Origin of the sequence: Pedobacter foliorum (assembly GCF_013266735.1) — a bacterium.
GTDB classification, from domain to species: domain Bacteria; phylum Bacteroidota; class Bacteroidia; order Sphingobacteriales; family Sphingobacteriaceae; genus Pedobacter; species Pedobacter foliorum.
The window spans coordinates 27555-43435 of sequence record NZ_JABSNU010000018.1 but is presented as its reverse complement, the minus strand read 5'-3'; the positions used below and the strand labels follow the sequence as shown (position 1 = coordinate 43435).

The window sequence follows — 15881 nt, the reverse complement described above, 5'->3', positions numbered from 1 at the left end:
AACCCTTTATTATGAAAACTACACACTTAATCGCAGTCCTCCTCTCTTTTTTCATGCTATCTTCAACTTCGAAGATTTCGGCTCAGCAAAGTGACAAAGCTAAAGTGCTGATTAAACCAGAACTCTCCATTAAAAAAAACCTTACCGATGATCAGTTGCTAGATCTGGTACAAAAACAAACTTTTAGATACTTCTGGGATTTTGGACATCCGGTTAGCGGTATGGCACGCGAACGTAGTAACATTTCTTTTGACTATGGCTCAGAAGTGGTTACAACGGGTGGTACCGGCTTTGGTGTTATGGCTATGATAGTAGCTGCCGAGCGTAAATTCATCACTCGTGAACAAGCTGCCGAACGCACAAAAAAAATAGTAGACTTTTTATGGAAAGCAGATATGTTTCATGGTGCTTTCCCTCACTGGTTAAACGGAGAAACCGGAAAAGTAATCCGCTTTAGCCCAAAAGATGATGGCGCAGATATCGTTGAAACTTCATTACTGTTTCAAGGTTTATTAACTGCCCGTCAATATTATACTGCAGATAATCCAGTCGAAAGCGACATTAGAAATAAAATACTTTGGATGTGGGAAGGCATTGAATGGAATTGGTTTACTCAAAACCAAAACGTTCTTTACTGGCACTGGAGCCCTAATAATGGATGGAGTATGAACCATCAGATTAAAGGATGGAACGAATGCTTAATCACTTATGTGATGGCAGCTGCATCTCCAAAATACCCAATCAACAAACGCGTTTACGATGATGGATTTGCCAACAACAATACTTTCTTTAATGGCCGTAAATTTAACGACATCACATTGCCATTGGGCTTTGATTACGGAGGTCCGTTATTCTTTTCACACTACTCTTTTATGGGGTTAGACCCACGTGGTTTAAAAGACAATAATGCCGACTATTGGGAGCAAAACAAAAACCACACGCTTATTAACAGAGCCTATTGTATAGAAAACCCTAAAAAATTTAAGGGTTATGGTACTAATAGCTGGGGCTTAACTGCCAGCGACAGTTGGGTTGGATATGCTGCTCACTCGCCAACAGAAGATCTTGGTGTGATTTCGCCAACCGCAGCTTTATCAGCTTTCCCTTATACTCCAGAATATTCTATGGAAGCTTTAAAACATTTCTACTTTGAAAAAGGCGATAAGCTTTGGGGCGAATATGGCTTTATTGATGCGTTTAGTGAAGACAAAGACTGGTATGCTAAATCTAACCTTGCTATAGATCAGGGGCCAATCATTGTGATGATTGAAAACTACCGCAGCGGTTTGTTATGGAAACTATTCATGAGCAGTCCGGATGTAAAAAGAGGTCTTAAAACCCTAGGATTCACAAGTCCTAATTTGTAGGTGATGGCGAAGCAAAAATATACAGCGATGTTCCTGATGCTTTTTCTAAGCATTGGGGCATTTGCTCAAAAAAAACAACTTACTTATTGTAATCCAATTAACCTGGATTATGGCTATACTCCTATTCCTAATTTTGCTACCCAAGGAAAACACAGGGCCACAGCCGATCCGGTTATTGTTACTTACAAAGGGGATTATTATTTGTTCTCTACCAATCAATGGGGTTATTGGTGGAGCAGCGATATGAATAACTGGAAGTTTGTTTCTAAAAACTTCTTAAGGCCAGAACATAAGGTTTATGATGATCTTTGCGCCCCATCAGTATGGGTACAAGGCGACACCATGCTTGTTTTTGGATCTACTTATTCTAAAAACTTTCCAATCTGGATGAGTACAGATCCTAAAAAGAATGAATGGAAAGAAGCTGTTCACGAGTTTGAAATTGGTGGATGGGACCCGGCTCATTTTGTTGATGACGACGGCAAGCTATACATGTACAATGGTAGTAGCAACAGCTATCCTCTATATGGAATTGAACTAAACCGTAAAACATTTGCGCCAATTGGCACTCGTAAAGAGCTCCTTCTGTTAAATCCAGAGCGTTTTGGATGGCAGAGGTTTGGCGAGTATTTAGACAACACCTTTTTAGATCCTTTTATGGAAGGTGCATGGGTAACAAAACACAATAGCAAATATTACCTTCAATATGGTGCTCCGGGAACAGAATTTAGTGGTTATGCAGATGGCGTAGCAGTTGGACCTACCCCATTGGGGCCATTTGAACATCAGTCGACACCTTTTTCATGGAAACCTGGTGGCTTTGCCCGTGGTGCAGGTCATGGTGCTACTTATCAGGATAAGTGGAACAATTACTGGCATGTTTCTACCATTGCCATCTCAGTAAAAAACAACTTTGAACGCCGTTTGGGTATCTGGCCAGCCGGATTTGATAAAGACGACGTAATGTATATGGATGCTGCCTTCGGCGATTATCCTCATTATTTACCTACCGAAGCTCAGGATCATTTAAAAAGTGGCTTTACAGGATGGATGTTATTAAACTACAACAAGCCTGTAACCGTATCATCAACACTTGGATCATTCTATGCAAATAATGCTGTTGATGAAAGCATTAAGACTTATTGGAGTGCAAAAACAGCGGATAAAGGCGAATGGATTCAAACAGACCTTGGCAACGTGTCGACTGTAAATGCAGTACAGATTAACTACGCAGATCAGGATGCTGAATTTCTTGGTAAGCGACTAGACATTTATCATCAATACAAACTTTGGTACTCTACTGATGGTGTTAAATGGAAAATTTTAAAGGACAAAAGCGCCAACAAAACTGATGTTCCTCATGATTATGTTGAGCTGGAACAGCCCGTTAAAGCACGATACGTAAAACTGGAAAACATACATATGCCTACCGGTAAATTCGCCATTAGCGGTTTAAGGGTTTTCGGTAATGGAAACCAGTCGGCGCCAAAAAGCGTCAAAGACTTTGTGGTACTAAGAACTGAAAAAGATAAGCGCAGTGCCTGGTTAAAATGGGCTCCTGTAGAAGATGCTTATGCTTACAACATCTACATAGGCACTGAACCCGACAAGCTTTACAATTGCATTATGATACATAATACCAATGAATACTGGTATAAAGGGATGGACAAAAATAAAACTTACTATTTTAGCATTGAAGCAATTAATGAGAGCGGAGTCGCTCCAAGAACAGAGGTTGCAAAAGTTAATTAGAAAAACACATTATGAAACATCACTTCTATTTCCGCCTGCTTTTTGTATTACTGGTAAGTCTGTCTGTTAACTCATTTGCCCAGAATAGACCTTTCTGGAATGATATCCAGAAATTTAAACATCAGGATAGCCTATCAATGCCCGCTAAAAACAAAGTTGTATTTGTGGGCAGCTCTTCGTTTACAAGGTGGGATGATCTGGAAACCGTTTTCAAAGATTACCATGCTATTAACCGTGGCTTTGGCGGTTCAACACTTGAGCAGGCTAATGAGTACATCAACGAACTTGTATTCGCTTACAAACCTAAGCAGGTGGTAATTTATAGTGGAGAAAATGACATAGCCGAAGGAGCTAACGCAGAGCAAACTTATAACAGGTTTATCACCTTTTATACTAACCTACGCAAAGGTCTTCCAAAGGCAAACATCATCTACATTTCTATGAAACTAAGTCCATCAAGGGCAAAGTTTGCAGACAATGTAAATAAAGCAAACACCAGGATAAAAGATTACATCGGCAAGCAAAAAAATGCCCGCTTTATAGATGTAAACTCAAAAATGCTGGATAGCAATGGTGCTCCAAGGCCGGAACTGTTTGTGGATGACATGCTACACATGAAACCAGAAGGGTATGCCATCTGGATAAAGGAAATAACACCCTATTTAAAGAAATAATACTATGAAAATATCGCACTTACTATTCTTATCTATATTTTTCTGTACCAGTACAACATTTGCACAACAGAAAACCAAAGTTTCCGCTCCTGATCAAAAGATGAATGCTTTTATCAGTAATCTATTATCTAAAATGACTTTAGATGAAAAGATAGGTCAACTTAATTTACTAACCGGTGGTGAAGCAACCACAGGATCGGTAGTAAGTACAGATGTTGAAAGTAAGATAAAGAAAGGCCAGGTAGGTGGTATGTTTAGCTTTACAACACCGCAAAAAATCCGTAAGGCACAAGAGATTGCTGTAAATCAGAGCAGGCTTAAAATTCCTATCATTTTTGGGCAGGATGTGATCCACGGATATAAAACTACCTTCCCCATTCCATTGGCATTGTCTTGTACCTGGGATATGTCGTTGATACAAAAAACAGCCCGTATAGCCGCTATTGAAGCCACTGCTGATGGCTTAAACTGGACTTTCTCTCCAATGGTTGATATTTCAAGAGACCCTCGTTGGGGAAGAATCTCTGAAGGATCAGGAGAGGATACTTATTTGGGCAGCCAAATTGCCAAGGCTATGATTAAAGGTTATCAGGGAGATGATCTTTCTAAATACAACACCATGATGGCTTGTGTAAAACACTTTGCTTTATATGGTGCAGCTGAAGCTGGAAGAGATTACAACACTACAGACATGAGTTTGGACAGAATGTATAACGAATACCTTCCTCCTTACAAAGCTGCTATTGATGCTGGTGCCGGAAGTGTGATGACTTCGTTTAATGATATAAATGGTGTGCCTGCCACTGCTAACAAGTGGTTAATGACTGATTTATTGCGTAAACAATGGGGTTTTAAAGGTTTCGTAGTTACCGACTACACTGCCGTAAATGAACTAATAGATCATGGCTTGGGTGATTTGCAAGCTGTATCTGCTTTATCATTAAACGCAGGTGTTGATATGGATATGGTTGGAGAAGGATTTTTAACTACCCTAAAAAAATCGGTACAGGAAGGAAAAGTAAAAACACAACAAATTGATAATGCTTGTCGCCTTGTGTTAGAAGCTAAATATAAGCTGGGTTTATTTGAAGATCCTTACCGTTACTGCAACGAGGAGCGTGCAAAAACAGAAATACTTAAACCAGAGAATTTACAATTTGCTCGTGAAGCTGCAACTCAATCATTCGTATTGTTAAAAAACGACAATCAAACATTGCCCCTTAAAAAAACGGGTACAGTTGCTTTAATTGGGCCTTTGGCTAATACAGGTTCTAATATGCCTGGTACCTGGAGTGTAAATAGTGATTTAGCCAATACTTCGTCTCTTTTAGATGGAATGAAAGCTAATTTGGGTTCAGACGTTAAAATATTACACAGTTTAGGTTCTAACTTATTAGCCGACGAAGAGTATCAAAAAAGAGCTACTATGTTTGGTCGTGATATTCCAAGAGACAATCGTCCGGAAGAAGAAGTGATCAAAGAAGCTGTTGATATAGCTAAACAAGCTGATGTTGTTATTGCTGCTCTTGGTGAAAGCTCAGAAATGAGTGGAGAAAGCTCTAGCCGTACCGATTTGGAAATTCCACAGGTTCAAAAACGTTTACTACAAGCTTTACTTAAAACAGGAAAACCTGTTGTATTGGTTCTATTTACTGGCCGTCCATTAGTTTTAAACTGGGAGAACCAAAATGTTCCGGCAATACTTAATGTTTGGTTTGGTGGTACAGAAGCGGCAAAAGCCATTACTGATGTATTATTTGGTGATGTCAATCCTTCAGGAAAACTGACTGCTACTTTCCCTCAGAATGTTGGTCAAATACCTTTGTACTATAGTCATAAAAATACTGGCCGTCCGTTAGAAGATGGCAAATGGTTTTCTAAATTCCGCTCTAATTACATCGATGTGAGCAATGATCCTTTGTATCCTTTTGGTTATGGACTGAGCTATACCACCTTTGATTATAGTGATATAAAACTAGATAAGAGCAGCTTTAAAGCTGGCGAAACCATCAACGCAAGTGTTGAGGTAAAAAATACAGGAACTAGAGAAGGAAAAGAAGTAGTTCAGTTTTACATCAGAGATCTTGTTGGTAGTTCTACCCGTCCGGTTAAAGAACTAAAGCATTTTGAAAAGATCAGCTTAAAAGCTGGGGAGAGCAAAACAGTTACTTTCAAAATTACTGTAGATGACTTGAAATTCTTTAACTCTGATTTGAAATTTGTAGCAGAACCTGGAGATTTTAAAGTGTTTATCGGCACAAATTCAAGAGATGTAAAAACGAGTCAGTTTAGATTAAGATAACTATTATCAATCGAGTAAGAATAGGGTATTATAGGAGTTTTGTAGGACTATTAAAGGACAAATAGTCCTACAAAACTCCTATAATACCCATAAAAAATACATAAATAAGTCTTTTTCAAATACAATCCCATTCTCCAAAACCTATAAAATTTCATAGTTTAGTATCATGAACAGGATTAAATTAACCACGCTTATGGTTTTGCTATTTGGTTTGAATAGTAAAGCGCAAGATTTCAAGAAGTATGAATCGGGGAGTTTTATTAAAGGGAAGGATAGCATTTCCTATAGAGTTCTGTTTCCTGAGAATTTTGATGCAAATAAGAAATACCCAATCCTGTTCGTTTTACATGGAAGTGGAGAAAGAGGCAACGACAATGAGAAACAGCTAACTCATGGTGGTAAGTTGTTTTTAAAAGAAAGTGTTCGTAAAAAGTTCCCCGCTATAGTCGTATTCCCTCAGTGTAGCAATGATAGCTTTTGGGCAAACGTTAAATTTGAAAGCAATGATGGTTCCAAGCGAGAATTTAATTTTGAAACCGGAGGTAAACCGACGAAAGCCATGCATGCACTGCTAGGCATGATAGATAACTTTTTGGATAAACCTTATGTTGACAACAAAAAGGTTTACATAGGTGGCCTATCTATGGGAGGTATGGGTACTTACGAATTGTTAAGACGTAAACGCAAAACATTTGCCGCCGCTTTTTCTATTTGCGGAGGAGACAACATAGCCAATGTTCAGAAGTATAAAAAAGTTCCCCTATGGATTTTTCATGGAGAAAAAGATGATGTAGTACCTGTAGTACTATCTACTTCAATTGCGGATCAATTAAAAGTATTGGGACAAACTCCAAAAATAACATTGTATCCTGAAGCGAATCACAACAGTTGGGACTCTGCCTTTGCAGAGCCTGAACTGTTGCCATGGTTATTATCTAACCAGAAATAATGGGTTTTTATATGGCAGAATTTATTCTGCCATATTGTGATAAACTGCTTGAACGTCATCGTCCTCTTCCAGTTTATCTATTAGTTTCAGTACATCTGCAGCCTGTTCTTCGGTCACTTCATGACTAGATAAAGCGATACGTTCCAGTTTAGCACTTTTTAATTCGAGGCCTTTTTCTTCCAATGCTTTTTGCAGCGTTCCAAAGTTTTCAAAAGGACCTTGTGCTACCGCAATATCATTACCCTCTTCATCAGCCTCCACATAAAGTTCTTCCAGTCCGGCATCAATCAATTCAAACTCCAGTTCTTCCAAATCAAGGTTCTCAGGAGGAACAAATCTGAATATTGATTTTCTGTTAAACACAAAATCCAGTGAGCCTGTTTTACCTAAAGTGCCATTTGTTTTATTGAAATAGCTACGCACATTCGCAACTGTTCTGTTGGTGTTATCAGTAGCCGTCTCAACCAGTACAGCTACACCATGTGGTGCATAACCTTCATAAACAATCTCTTCATAATTGGCCATGCTTTTATCAGAAGCCCTTTTAATAGCAGCCTCTACACGGTCTTTTGGCATATTTACCGCTTTAGCATTTTGCATTGCAGTACGTAAGCGTGAATTTGTTTCGGGATGAGGCCCAGCATCTTTTACCGCCATCACGATATCTTTACCTATCCTGGTAAATTGTACGGCCATTTTGGCCCAACGTTTAAATTTTCTTTCTTTTCTGAACTCAAATGCTCTTCCCATTTTTTTTGTTGTTATTTATTTCTTAGGCTCTTTATTTACCGTATCCTAGTTCAAAACCACTGGTTAAGGTTCTAGTCAAATCCGTCATCTTGAAGCAAACTCACCATCCTAAATCAAATCCGTCATCCTGAATTTATTTCAGGACCCCGCACCTACAAATCCGCTTTTCTCTTGCGAGATCCTGAAATAAATTCAGGATGACGGAAACAAGGGGTGAGAATAACGGAAGCGGGACACCAGATATACACACGGTATCAATAAGCGCACTAAATTTATATTTATTTTTTTAAATTATTAATCATTTCTATTGCAAGCCTTTCAAGATTAAACTCTGGCTTCCATCCCCATTCTTTCACTGCATAACTATCGTCAATAGATCTAGGCCAGCTATCTGCTATATTTTGGCGAGGGTCATTTTCGGCGTAAGTTAATGTAAATTCTGGAATATGTTTTCTGATCTCAGCCGCTAAAATCTCGGGTGTAAAACTTACTCCTGCAAAATTATAGCTGGAGCGAATCGTAATTTTTGAAGCATCGGCATCCATCAATTCTATTGTTCCACGGATTGCATCATCCATATACATCATTGGCAACTCTGTTGCAGCATTTAAAAATGATGCGTAAGTACCTTTTTTTAATGCATCATGAAAAATGTGAATAGCATAATCTGTAGTTCCTCCACCCGGTGCAGCCTTCCAGCTTATTAAACCGGGATAGCGAATACTGCGCACATCTAAATTATATTTTTGGTGATAATATTCGCACCAGCGCTCTCCTGCAAGTTTACTAATTCCGTAAACCGTGTTAGGATCCATTACACAAAACTGAGGTGTATTGTCTTTAGGTGAATTTGGCCCAAACACAGCGATAGAACTTGGCCAGTAAACTTTTGCCGTTTGATAGGTAATTGCCAGATCTAAAATATTAAGTAATCCATTCATATTTAGATCCCAGGCAAGCTTAGGGTTTTGCTCTCCTGTGGCCGACAATAATGCCGCCAGCAAATAAACCTGCGTAGGTTTATACCTCTGAAAAATAGACTTCAAAGTATCTTTTTCCAGAACATTTACAAATTCAAAAGGCCCGGAGTTTTTGATATCATAGTCGGGTCGGCGAATATCGCAGGCAACTACATTTGACTCTCCATACACTTTGCGTAGAGCCGTTACCAGCTCAGTGCCTATCTGACCGTTAGAACCTAATACTACTATTTTCTCTGCCATGACTGACTTGGATTTTGACAAAAGTAAATAATTGAACAATCCTATTCAAAAATGTTTACTGCAATAACCATTTTCACTTGCCTAAAACCCTAAATACAGATACTCAAAGAGATGGATTTTCGTTAATTTTAAAACTGCCTTTATTAAGTAACAAAAACATTATATATTTACTTTAATTGTGTATTTAGAACACTAACTATTTATTTTTTCTTAATATTACAAAACAAAACACACTTAGAATACACCAAAACACCTAAACCGCCAAATATGGACAGACGAGAAGCAGTGAGGAATATGGCCTTCCTAATGGGAGGAGCTTTATCTGCAACTACGATAGGAGTATTTCTTGATAGTTGCAACTCACCATCTACTAAAACCAAAGGCAACTTATTTGCCGATGACCAGCTTAAGCTGATTACCGAAGTTGCCGACATCATTATTCCTACCACAAGTTCGCCAGGTGCAAAGGCGGCGGGTGTGGGCCCATTTATCGCATTAATGGTAAAAGATTGTTATCCTGAGGATGCTCAAAATGCATTCGTAAAAGGCTTAGATGATCTTGAAAAACAATCTAAAGACCAGTTTAAAAAATCTTTCCTGGAGATTTCTCCTGAGCAACGCACACAATTGCTGAGCAAACTTAGAGAAGAGACTATTGCCGCTACCAAAGCAGAGCAAGAAACTCTTGATAAGCAAAAAGAAGCAGATGCAGCAAAACAAAAAGGTTTTGCATCAATCCTACCGAAGGAAAAGCCGAAAACAGAACCACGTTTCTTCTCTATCATCAGAGATTTAACCTTACTAGGTTATTTCACTTCTGAGATTGGAGCAACTAAAGCAAAGGCTTTCGTTGAAATCCCTGGCCGTTATGATGGTTGCGTGGATTTAAAACCAGGTCAAAAAGTTTGGGCATAAACCTTTTATAGCATTAAAATGAGCAATTTAAATACTAAAGCGACAGCTAATAATACATATGATGCCATTGTTGTAGGATCGGGAATTAGCGGCGGTTGGGCAGCAAAGGAACTAACAGAAAAGGGCTTAAAAGTTTTATTACTTGAAAGAGGAAGAAACATTGAGCACATAAAAGATTATACTACAGCTACCAAAAAGCCATGGGAATTTGAACACCGTGGCAGAATAACGGAAGCGCAAAAAGAAACACATCCGGTACAAAAAAGAGATTACCCATACTCGGAATTTAATGAGAGCTATTGGGTTAATGACCTTGAATGCCCATACACAGAAATTAAACGTTTCGATTGGTACCGTGGATTCCACGTAGGTGGAAAGTCATTAATGTGGGGCAGACAGAGCTATCGTTTTAGTGACCTTAACTTTGAAGACAACCTTAAAGACGGTCATGGTGTAGACTGGCCTATCAGATATAAAGACCTTGCTCCGTGGTACGATTATGTAGAGAAATTTGCAGGTATCAGTGGACAAGTAGAGGGCTGGCCGGCATTACCTGACGGGCATTTTTTGCCTCCAATGGAGATGAACTGTGTTGAGAAAGATGTAAAGAAACGTATTGAAGATAAGTGGAAAAAGTCGAGAATCATGACAATTGGCCGCACAGCCAATTTAACTGTTCCTCATGGAGGAAGAGGATCTTGCCAATACCGTGATCTTTGTAGCAGAGGCTGTCCGTTTGGAGCTTATTTCAGTACTCAATCATCTACCCTACCTGCTGCGGTGGCAACAGGCAATCTCACTTTACGTCCTTTCTCGTTGGTAAATACCATTATCTATGATAAAGAAACTCAAAAAGCAAAAGGTGTTGTAGTAATTGATTCTGAAACAAAAGAAACTATAGAATATTTTGCAAAGATCGTTTTTGTAAATGGATCTACTTTAGGATCTACTTTCCTATTACTTAACTCTACATCTGCCGAATTCCCTGAAGGATTAGGTAATGGCAGCGGACAGTTGGGCCACAACTTAATGGATCATCACTTCCGTTGTGGTGCTTCGGGAAGAGCGGAAGGTTTTGACGATAAATACACTTATGGACGCAGGGCTAATGGAATCTATATCCCTAGATATAGAAACATGGGCAATGATAAACGTGACTATGTAAGGGGCTTTGGTTATCAGGGTGGTGCAAGCAGAGGCAACTGGCATGCCGATGTTGCTGAAATGGCATTTGGTGCAGAATTTAAAGATCAAATGACTACACCTGGTGCATGGAGCATGGGATTGGGAGGTTTCGGCGAATCTCTTCCATATTTCGAAAACCGTGTATATATAGACAAAAGCAAGAAAGACAAATGGGGTCAACCTGTATTGGCTATTGATTGCGAATTTAAAGATAACGAACAAAAAATGCGTGTTGACATGATGAATGATGCTGCAGAAATGCTTGAGGCATCAGGAATTAAAGACGTAAACACTTATGACAATGGATCTGCTCCGGGTATGGCTATACACGAAATGGGAACTGCCCGTATGGGACATGATCCAAAAACTTCAGTATTAAACAAATGGAATCAGATGCATGAGGTAAAAAATGTATTTGTAACAGACGGTTCTTGCATGACTTCAGCTGCATGTCAGAATCCATCATTAACATATATGGCTTTAACAGCAAGAGCTTGTGATTTTGCTGTTAGTGAATTAAAAAAAGGTAACATTTAATGAAAACAAGAAAAATTAGAATGGGCATGGTAGGCGGCGGTAAAGACGCGTTTATCGGTGCAGTTCATCGTATTGCCGCTAACATTGACGGCCAGGTAGAATTTTGCTGCGGAGCATTGAGTATTAACCCGGAAATCGCCAAAGAATCTGGCGAGATGTTATTCCTACCGGAAGACAGGGTTTATATGAACTTTGAGGAGATGATTGAAAAGGAAAGTAAATTGCCCGCCGACAAACGTATTGACTTTGTAACGATTGTTACCCCAAATTTTGCTCACTTTGCTCCTGCAATGATGGCATTAGATCATGGGTTTAACGTAGTAATTGAAAAACCAATCGCTTTATCTCTTGAAGAAGCTAAATTGCTTCAACAAAAAGTAGAAGAGACAGGTTTGATTTTATGCTTAACTCATACCTACTCTGGCTACCCTATGGTAAAACAAGCCAAACAAATGGTTAAAGAGGGAAAACTAGGTGCTATCAGAAAAGTATTAGTTGAATATCCTCAAGGTTGGTTAAGTACACTTACTGAAAGAGAAGGAAATGCTGGCGCTGCTTGGCGTACAGACCCTAAGAAAAGTGGAAAAAGCGGTTGCATGGGTGATATAGGTACTCACGCTGCTCAATTAGCTGAATATATTTCTGGTGCTAAAATCACTAAATTATGTGCTGATTTGAACATTGTTGTTGAAGGCAGAGGTCTTGATGATGATGGAAACGTTTTGCTTAAATTCGACAATGGAGCAAATGGTGTATTGGTTGCATCTCAGGTTGCTGCAGGTGAAGAAAATGCATTAAAAATTAGAGTGTATGGTGAAAAAGGCGGTTTAGAATGGAATCAACAAGAACCTAATACCCTTACTTTAAAATGGCTTAACGAGCCTGCACAAATTTATCGTGCTGGTCAGGCTTACCTTTCTGATATAGCTAAACACAACACTCGTGTACCGGGCGGTCACCCAGAAGGTTACTTAGAGGCATTTGCTAATATCTACAGAAATTTTGCATTAACTGTTTCTGCAAAAATTCATGGAACAACCCCTACCGAAGCTATGCTTGATTTCCCTAAAGTGGAAGATGGTGTAAGAGGTATGGCATTTATTGACACCGTAGTGGCTTCTAGCCAGTCAGATCAAAAATGGTCGGATTTTAAAATATAAAGAAACATCATGACGACACTTAAAGGCCCCGGAGTTTTTCTTGCCCAATTTATTGGTGACGAGGCTCCATTTAATTCTTTAGATGCTATTTGTGAGTGGGCGGCTGGCTTAGGCTTTAAGGGTATCCAGGTACCCACGCTTGACGCAAGGTTTATTGACCTTCAAAAAGCAGCAGAAAGCAAAACCTATGCTGATGAATTAACCGGAAAGGTTAGATCATACGGATTGGAAATCACTGAACTATCAACTCACTTACAAGGTCAGTTAGTTGCGGTACATCCGGCATATGACCTTGCTTTTGATGCTTTTGCTCCTGAGCAGTATAAAAACAATCCTAAAGCTAGAACTGAATGGGCTGTGCAGCAATTAAAATATGCTGCAAAAGCTTCTCAAAATCTTGGTTTAAATGCACATGCTACTTTTAGTGGTTCACTACTATGGCATATGTTCCACCCATGGCCTCAACGCCCGGAAGGATTAGTAGACGCTGCTTTTACTGAGCTTGCAAAAAGGTGGACTCCAATATTAAATGAATTTGATACTTGTGGTGTAGATGTTTGTTACGAAATACACCCGGGAGAAGATCTTTTTGATGGAATCACTTATGAGATGTTCCTTGAAAAAGTAAACAATCACCCACGTGCCTGCTTACTTTACGATCCATCTCACTTTGTATTACAACAACTTGATTATATCCAGTATATCGATTTTTATCATGAGCGTATAAAAGCATTCCATGTTAAAGATTCTGAATTTAATGCTACAGGTAAACAAGGAACATTTGGTGGTTACCAAAGCTGGGCAAACCGTGCCGGAAGGTATCGTTCTCCTGGTGATGGACAAGTAGATTTCAAAACCATATTTAGTAAACTTGCGCAGTATGATTACAAAGGATGGGCTGTAATGGAATGGGAATGCTGCATTAAGGATGCTGAAGTTGGCGCCAGAGAAGGTGCTGAATTCATTAAAAAGAATATCATTAAAGTAACCAACAAAGCATTCGATGATTTCGCTGCTTCTGGAGGTGATGATGACTTCAATAATAGAATTTTAGGTTTATAATTAATACAACACAACAATGAAAAGAACACTATTAGGTTTAGGCTGTTTAGCACTCTTTATGGCCTCATGTGCAAGTCCGGAAGAAAGAGCTGCTGCAAATAAAGCTGCAGATTCTGCTTCTACTGCAACGCATGCTACAACAGACACGTCAGCAAAAGCAACCGTAACTGTTGAGGCACCACCGGCTGCTTCAACTGAGACAAAAGAAGCTGCTCCGGCTGTTGAAGCACCAGCTGCTCCAGCTGCAAAAATGAAGGGCGAAGCACTACTGGGTAAATCTGACTGTTTAGCATGTCACAGTAAAACGCAAAAACTTGTTGGTCCTGCTTACGTGAACGTTGCTGGTAAATACCCTGCAACTGACGAAAACATTGAGCACCTTGCTGATAAAATCATTGCTGGTGGACAAGGTGTTTGGGGTGCAATTCCAATGACTCCTCACCCGGGATTGAGTAAAGACGATGCAAAAGAAATGGTAAAATATATTTTATCACTTAAAAAATAATTCAACCTACCTAACCAAATAGAACCATGGAAGAAACAAAAAAAGATCAGAATGCTACAAACAGACGTAGTTTTCTAAAAACATCAGCTATTGCTGCCTCTGCATTTATGATAGTTCCGCGTCATGTTTTGGGTGGAAAAGGATTTTTAGCTCCTAGCGACAGGTTAATTGTAGCAGGAATTGGTGCAGGCGGAAAAGGTCAGTCTGATATTGCTGAATTTGCAAAAAGCGGAAAGGCCGATATCGGTTTCTTATGCGACGTGCATGATTCAAGAGCTGCAGCAAGTGTAAAAGCTTTCCCTAAAGCTAAATATTACAGAGACTGGCGTGAGTTGATGGATAAAGAAGCTAAAAATTTTGATGCTGTTTCTGTTTCTACTCCAGATCATAACCATGCCATTATTGCCCTTGCAGCGATGCAATTAGGTAAGCATGTGTATGTGCAAAAACCCTTAACTCATGATATTTATGAGGCAAGAGCTTTAACAGCTGCTGCCAAAAAATATAAAGTGGTTACCCAAATGGGAAATCAGGGTGCATCTAACGATGGGCCCAGACAAATGAAAGAATGGTATGATGCAGGATTGATTGGAGATGTACACACGGTTTATGCATGGACAGATCGTCCGGTATGGCCTCAGGGTATTCCATGGTCGGCTAACAAAGCTCAGGTACCATCAGATCTTGATTGGGATCTTTGGTTAGGTACTGCTCCATACAAAGACTATGTAGATAAATTGGTTCCGTTTAACTGGCGTGGCTGGTGGGATTACGGTACTGGTGCACTTGGTGATATGGGCTGCCACTTGCTTGAAGCTCCGTTCAGTGTTTTGAATTTAAAATATGCGAGCGAAGTTCAAGCTAGTGTTGGTTCTGTATATGTGGATGAGTTTAAAAGAGGATATTTCCCTGATAGCTGTCCTCCATCAAGCCATGTAACCTTAAAATTCCCTAAAACGACTAAAACCAAGGGTGATGTTACTGTACATTGGATGGATGGTGGTATTCAACCTGAAAGACCAGAAGAATTACAGGCAAACGAAACCTTTGGAGACGGAGGTAACGGAACCTTATTTGTTGGTACAAAAGGTAAAATGATGTGCGAAACTTATAGCGCAAATCCAAAATTACTTCCATTAACCAAAAACAAAGACATCAAGGTAGCACAAAAATTTGCTCGTGTACAAGGTGGAGCAAATGGTCACTACAAACAATGGGTTGAAGCTGCTATTGCCGGTTATGGCAAACAAGAAGTAAGCTCTCCTTTTGAAATTGCAGGACCACTTACTGAAGCTTTATTAATGGCAAATCTTGCTATTCGTGGTGTTGATGTTCAACGTAAAAACAGTGAAGGAAAAATCTCATACCCTGGTCGTAACATTAAATTACTTTGGGATAATGACCAGATGAAGGTTACTAACCTGGATGATGTGAACCAATACGTGAAACGTGAATATCGCAAAGGCTGGACATTGGGAGCATAATAAATAAAGAACATTT

The 15881-nt window shown here is 39.4% G+C and carries 13 protein-coding genes; 11 read left to right on the top strand and 2 right to left on the bottom strand.

Annotation, left to right across the window (positions count from 1 at the left end; all coding sequences use genetic code 11):
* Positions 1-11 precede the first annotated feature (11 nt).
* From HQN83_RS22905 to HQN83_RS22885, 5 genes are all read left to right on the top strand, one after another.
* Positions 12-1367, top strand: a complete 1356-nt coding sequence (locus HQN83_RS22905; protein WP_217277457.1) for a glucoamylase family protein — start codon at positions 12-14, stop codon at positions 1365-1367.
* A gap of 3 nt (positions 1368-1370) precedes the next feature.
* Positions 1371-3119 (top strand): family 43 glycosylhydrolase, encoded by a 1749-nt coding sequence (locus HQN83_RS22900; RefSeq protein ID WP_217277456.1) that lies wholly within the window; start codon positions 1371-1373, stop codon positions 3117-3119.
* An 11-nt stretch (positions 3120-3130) separates the two neighbouring features.
* Positions 3131-3793, top strand: a complete 663-nt coding sequence (locus tag HQN83_RS22895; protein ID WP_173093717.1) for a GDSL-type esterase/lipase family protein — start codon at positions 3131-3133, stop codon at positions 3791-3793.
* 4 nt (positions 3794-3797) lie between these two features.
* Complete coding sequence (bglX, locus tag HQN83_RS22890) at positions 3798-6095, top strand: beta-glucosidase BglX (protein WP_173093715.1); 2298 nt, start codon at positions 3798-3800, stop codon at positions 6093-6095.
* A gap of 166 nt (positions 6096-6261) precedes the next feature.
* Positions 6262-7044, top strand: a complete 783-nt coding sequence (locus tag HQN83_RS22885) for a carboxylesterase family protein (protein ID WP_173093713.1) — start codon at positions 6262-6264, stop codon at positions 7042-7044.
* Positions 7045-7065: 21 nt separating this feature from the next.
* On the opposite strand, the gene HQN83_RS22880 is transcribed toward HQN83_RS22885, so the two are convergent.
* Together HQN83_RS22880 and HQN83_RS22875 are read right to left on the bottom strand one after the other, a co-directional pair.
* Complete coding sequence (locus tag HQN83_RS22880; RefSeq protein ID WP_173093711.1) at positions 7066-7794, bottom strand: YebC/PmpR family DNA-binding transcriptional regulator; 729 nt, start codon at positions 7792-7794, stop codon at positions 7066-7068.
* Between the two features lie 278 nt (positions 7795-8072).
* Positions 8073-9017 carry an NAD-dependent epimerase/dehydratase family protein gene (locus HQN83_RS22875; RefSeq protein WP_173093709.1) on the bottom strand — a complete coding sequence of 315 codons (945 nt, stop codon included), beginning with the start codon at positions 9015-9017 and terminating at the stop codon, positions 8073-8075.
* 267 nt (positions 9018-9284) lie between these two features.
* Here HQN83_RS22875 and HQN83_RS22870 point away from each other — a divergent pair, with 267 nt between their 5' ends.
* Genes HQN83_RS22870 through HQN83_RS22845 form a run of 6 tightly spaced genes read left to right on the top strand, consistent with a single transcriptional unit; the run spans position 9285 to position 15865 of the window.
* On the top strand, positions 9285-9932 hold the full coding sequence (locus HQN83_RS22870; RefSeq protein WP_173093707.1) for a gluconate 2-dehydrogenase subunit 3 family protein: 648 nt from the start codon (positions 9285-9287) through the stop codon (positions 9930-9932).
* Positions 9933-9950: 18 nt separating this feature from the next.
* Entirely contained in the window at positions 9951-11654 is a 1704-nt protein-coding gene (locus HQN83_RS22865) for a GMC oxidoreductase (protein WP_173093705.1), read from the top strand.
* Entirely contained in the window at positions 11654-12814 is a 1161-nt protein-coding gene (locus tag HQN83_RS22860; protein WP_173093703.1) for a Gfo/Idh/MocA family protein, read from the top strand. The genes HQN83_RS22865 and HQN83_RS22860 overlap by 1 nt, the downstream gene beginning before the upstream one ends.
* A gap of 9 nt (positions 12815-12823) precedes the next feature.
* Positions 12824-13876, top strand: coding sequence for a sugar phosphate isomerase/epimerase family protein (locus HQN83_RS22855; protein WP_173093701.1), 1053 nt, complete (start codon positions 12824-12826; stop codon positions 13874-13876).
* Between the two features lie 16 nt (positions 13877-13892).
* Positions 13893-14381 (top strand): c-type cytochrome, encoded by a 489-nt coding sequence (locus tag HQN83_RS22850; protein ID WP_173093699.1) that lies wholly within the window; start codon positions 13893-13895, stop codon positions 14379-14381.
* Between the two features lie 26 nt (positions 14382-14407).
* Entirely contained in the window at positions 14408-15865 is a 1458-nt protein-coding gene (locus HQN83_RS22845) for a Gfo/Idh/MocA family protein (protein ID WP_173093697.1), read from the top strand.
* Positions 15866-15881 lie beyond the last annotated feature (16 nt).

Coding starts and splice junctions, on each gene's coding strand:
- HQN83_RS22905 (WP_217277457.1), top strand. CDS start 12: ATGAAAACTACACACTTAATCGCAGTCCTCCTCTCTTTTTTCATGCTA.
- HQN83_RS22900 (WP_217277456.1), top strand. CDS start 1,371: ATGGCGAAGCAAAAATATACAGCGATGTTCCTGATGCTTTTTCTAAGC.
- HQN83_RS22895 (WP_173093717.1), top strand. CDS start 3,131: ATGAAACATCACTTCTATTTCCGCCTGCTTTTTGTATTACTGGTAAGT.
- bglX (WP_173093715.1), top strand. CDS start 3,798: ATGAAAATATCGCACTTACTATTCTTATCTATATTTTTCTGTACCAGT.
- HQN83_RS22885 (WP_173093713.1), top strand. CDS start 6,262: ATGAACAGGATTAAATTAACCACGCTTATGGTTTTGCTATTTGGTTTG.
- HQN83_RS22880 (WP_173093711.1), bottom strand. CDS start 7,794: ATGGGAAGAGCATTTGAGTTCAGAAAAGAAAGAAAATTTAAACGTTGG.
- HQN83_RS22875 (WP_173093709.1), bottom strand. CDS start 9,017: ATGGCAGAGAAAATAGTAGTATTAGGTTCTAACGGTCAGATAGGCACT.
- HQN83_RS22870 (WP_173093707.1), top strand. CDS start 9,285: ATGGACAGACGAGAAGCAGTGAGGAATATGGCCTTCCTAATGGGAGGA.
- HQN83_RS22865 (WP_173093705.1), top strand. CDS start 9,951: ATGAGCAATTTAAATACTAAAGCGACAGCTAATAATACATATGATGCC.
- HQN83_RS22860 (WP_173093703.1), top strand. CDS start 11,654: ATGAAAACAAGAAAAATTAGAATGGGCATGGTAGGCGGCGGTAAAGAC.
- HQN83_RS22855 (WP_173093701.1), top strand. CDS start 12,824: ATGACGACACTTAAAGGCCCCGGAGTTTTTCTTGCCCAATTTATTGGT.
- HQN83_RS22850 (WP_173093699.1), top strand. CDS start 13,893: ATGAAAAGAACACTATTAGGTTTAGGCTGTTTAGCACTCTTTATGGCC.
- HQN83_RS22845 (WP_173093697.1), top strand. CDS start 14,408: ATGGAAGAAACAAAAAAAGATCAGAATGCTACAAACAGACGTAGTTTT.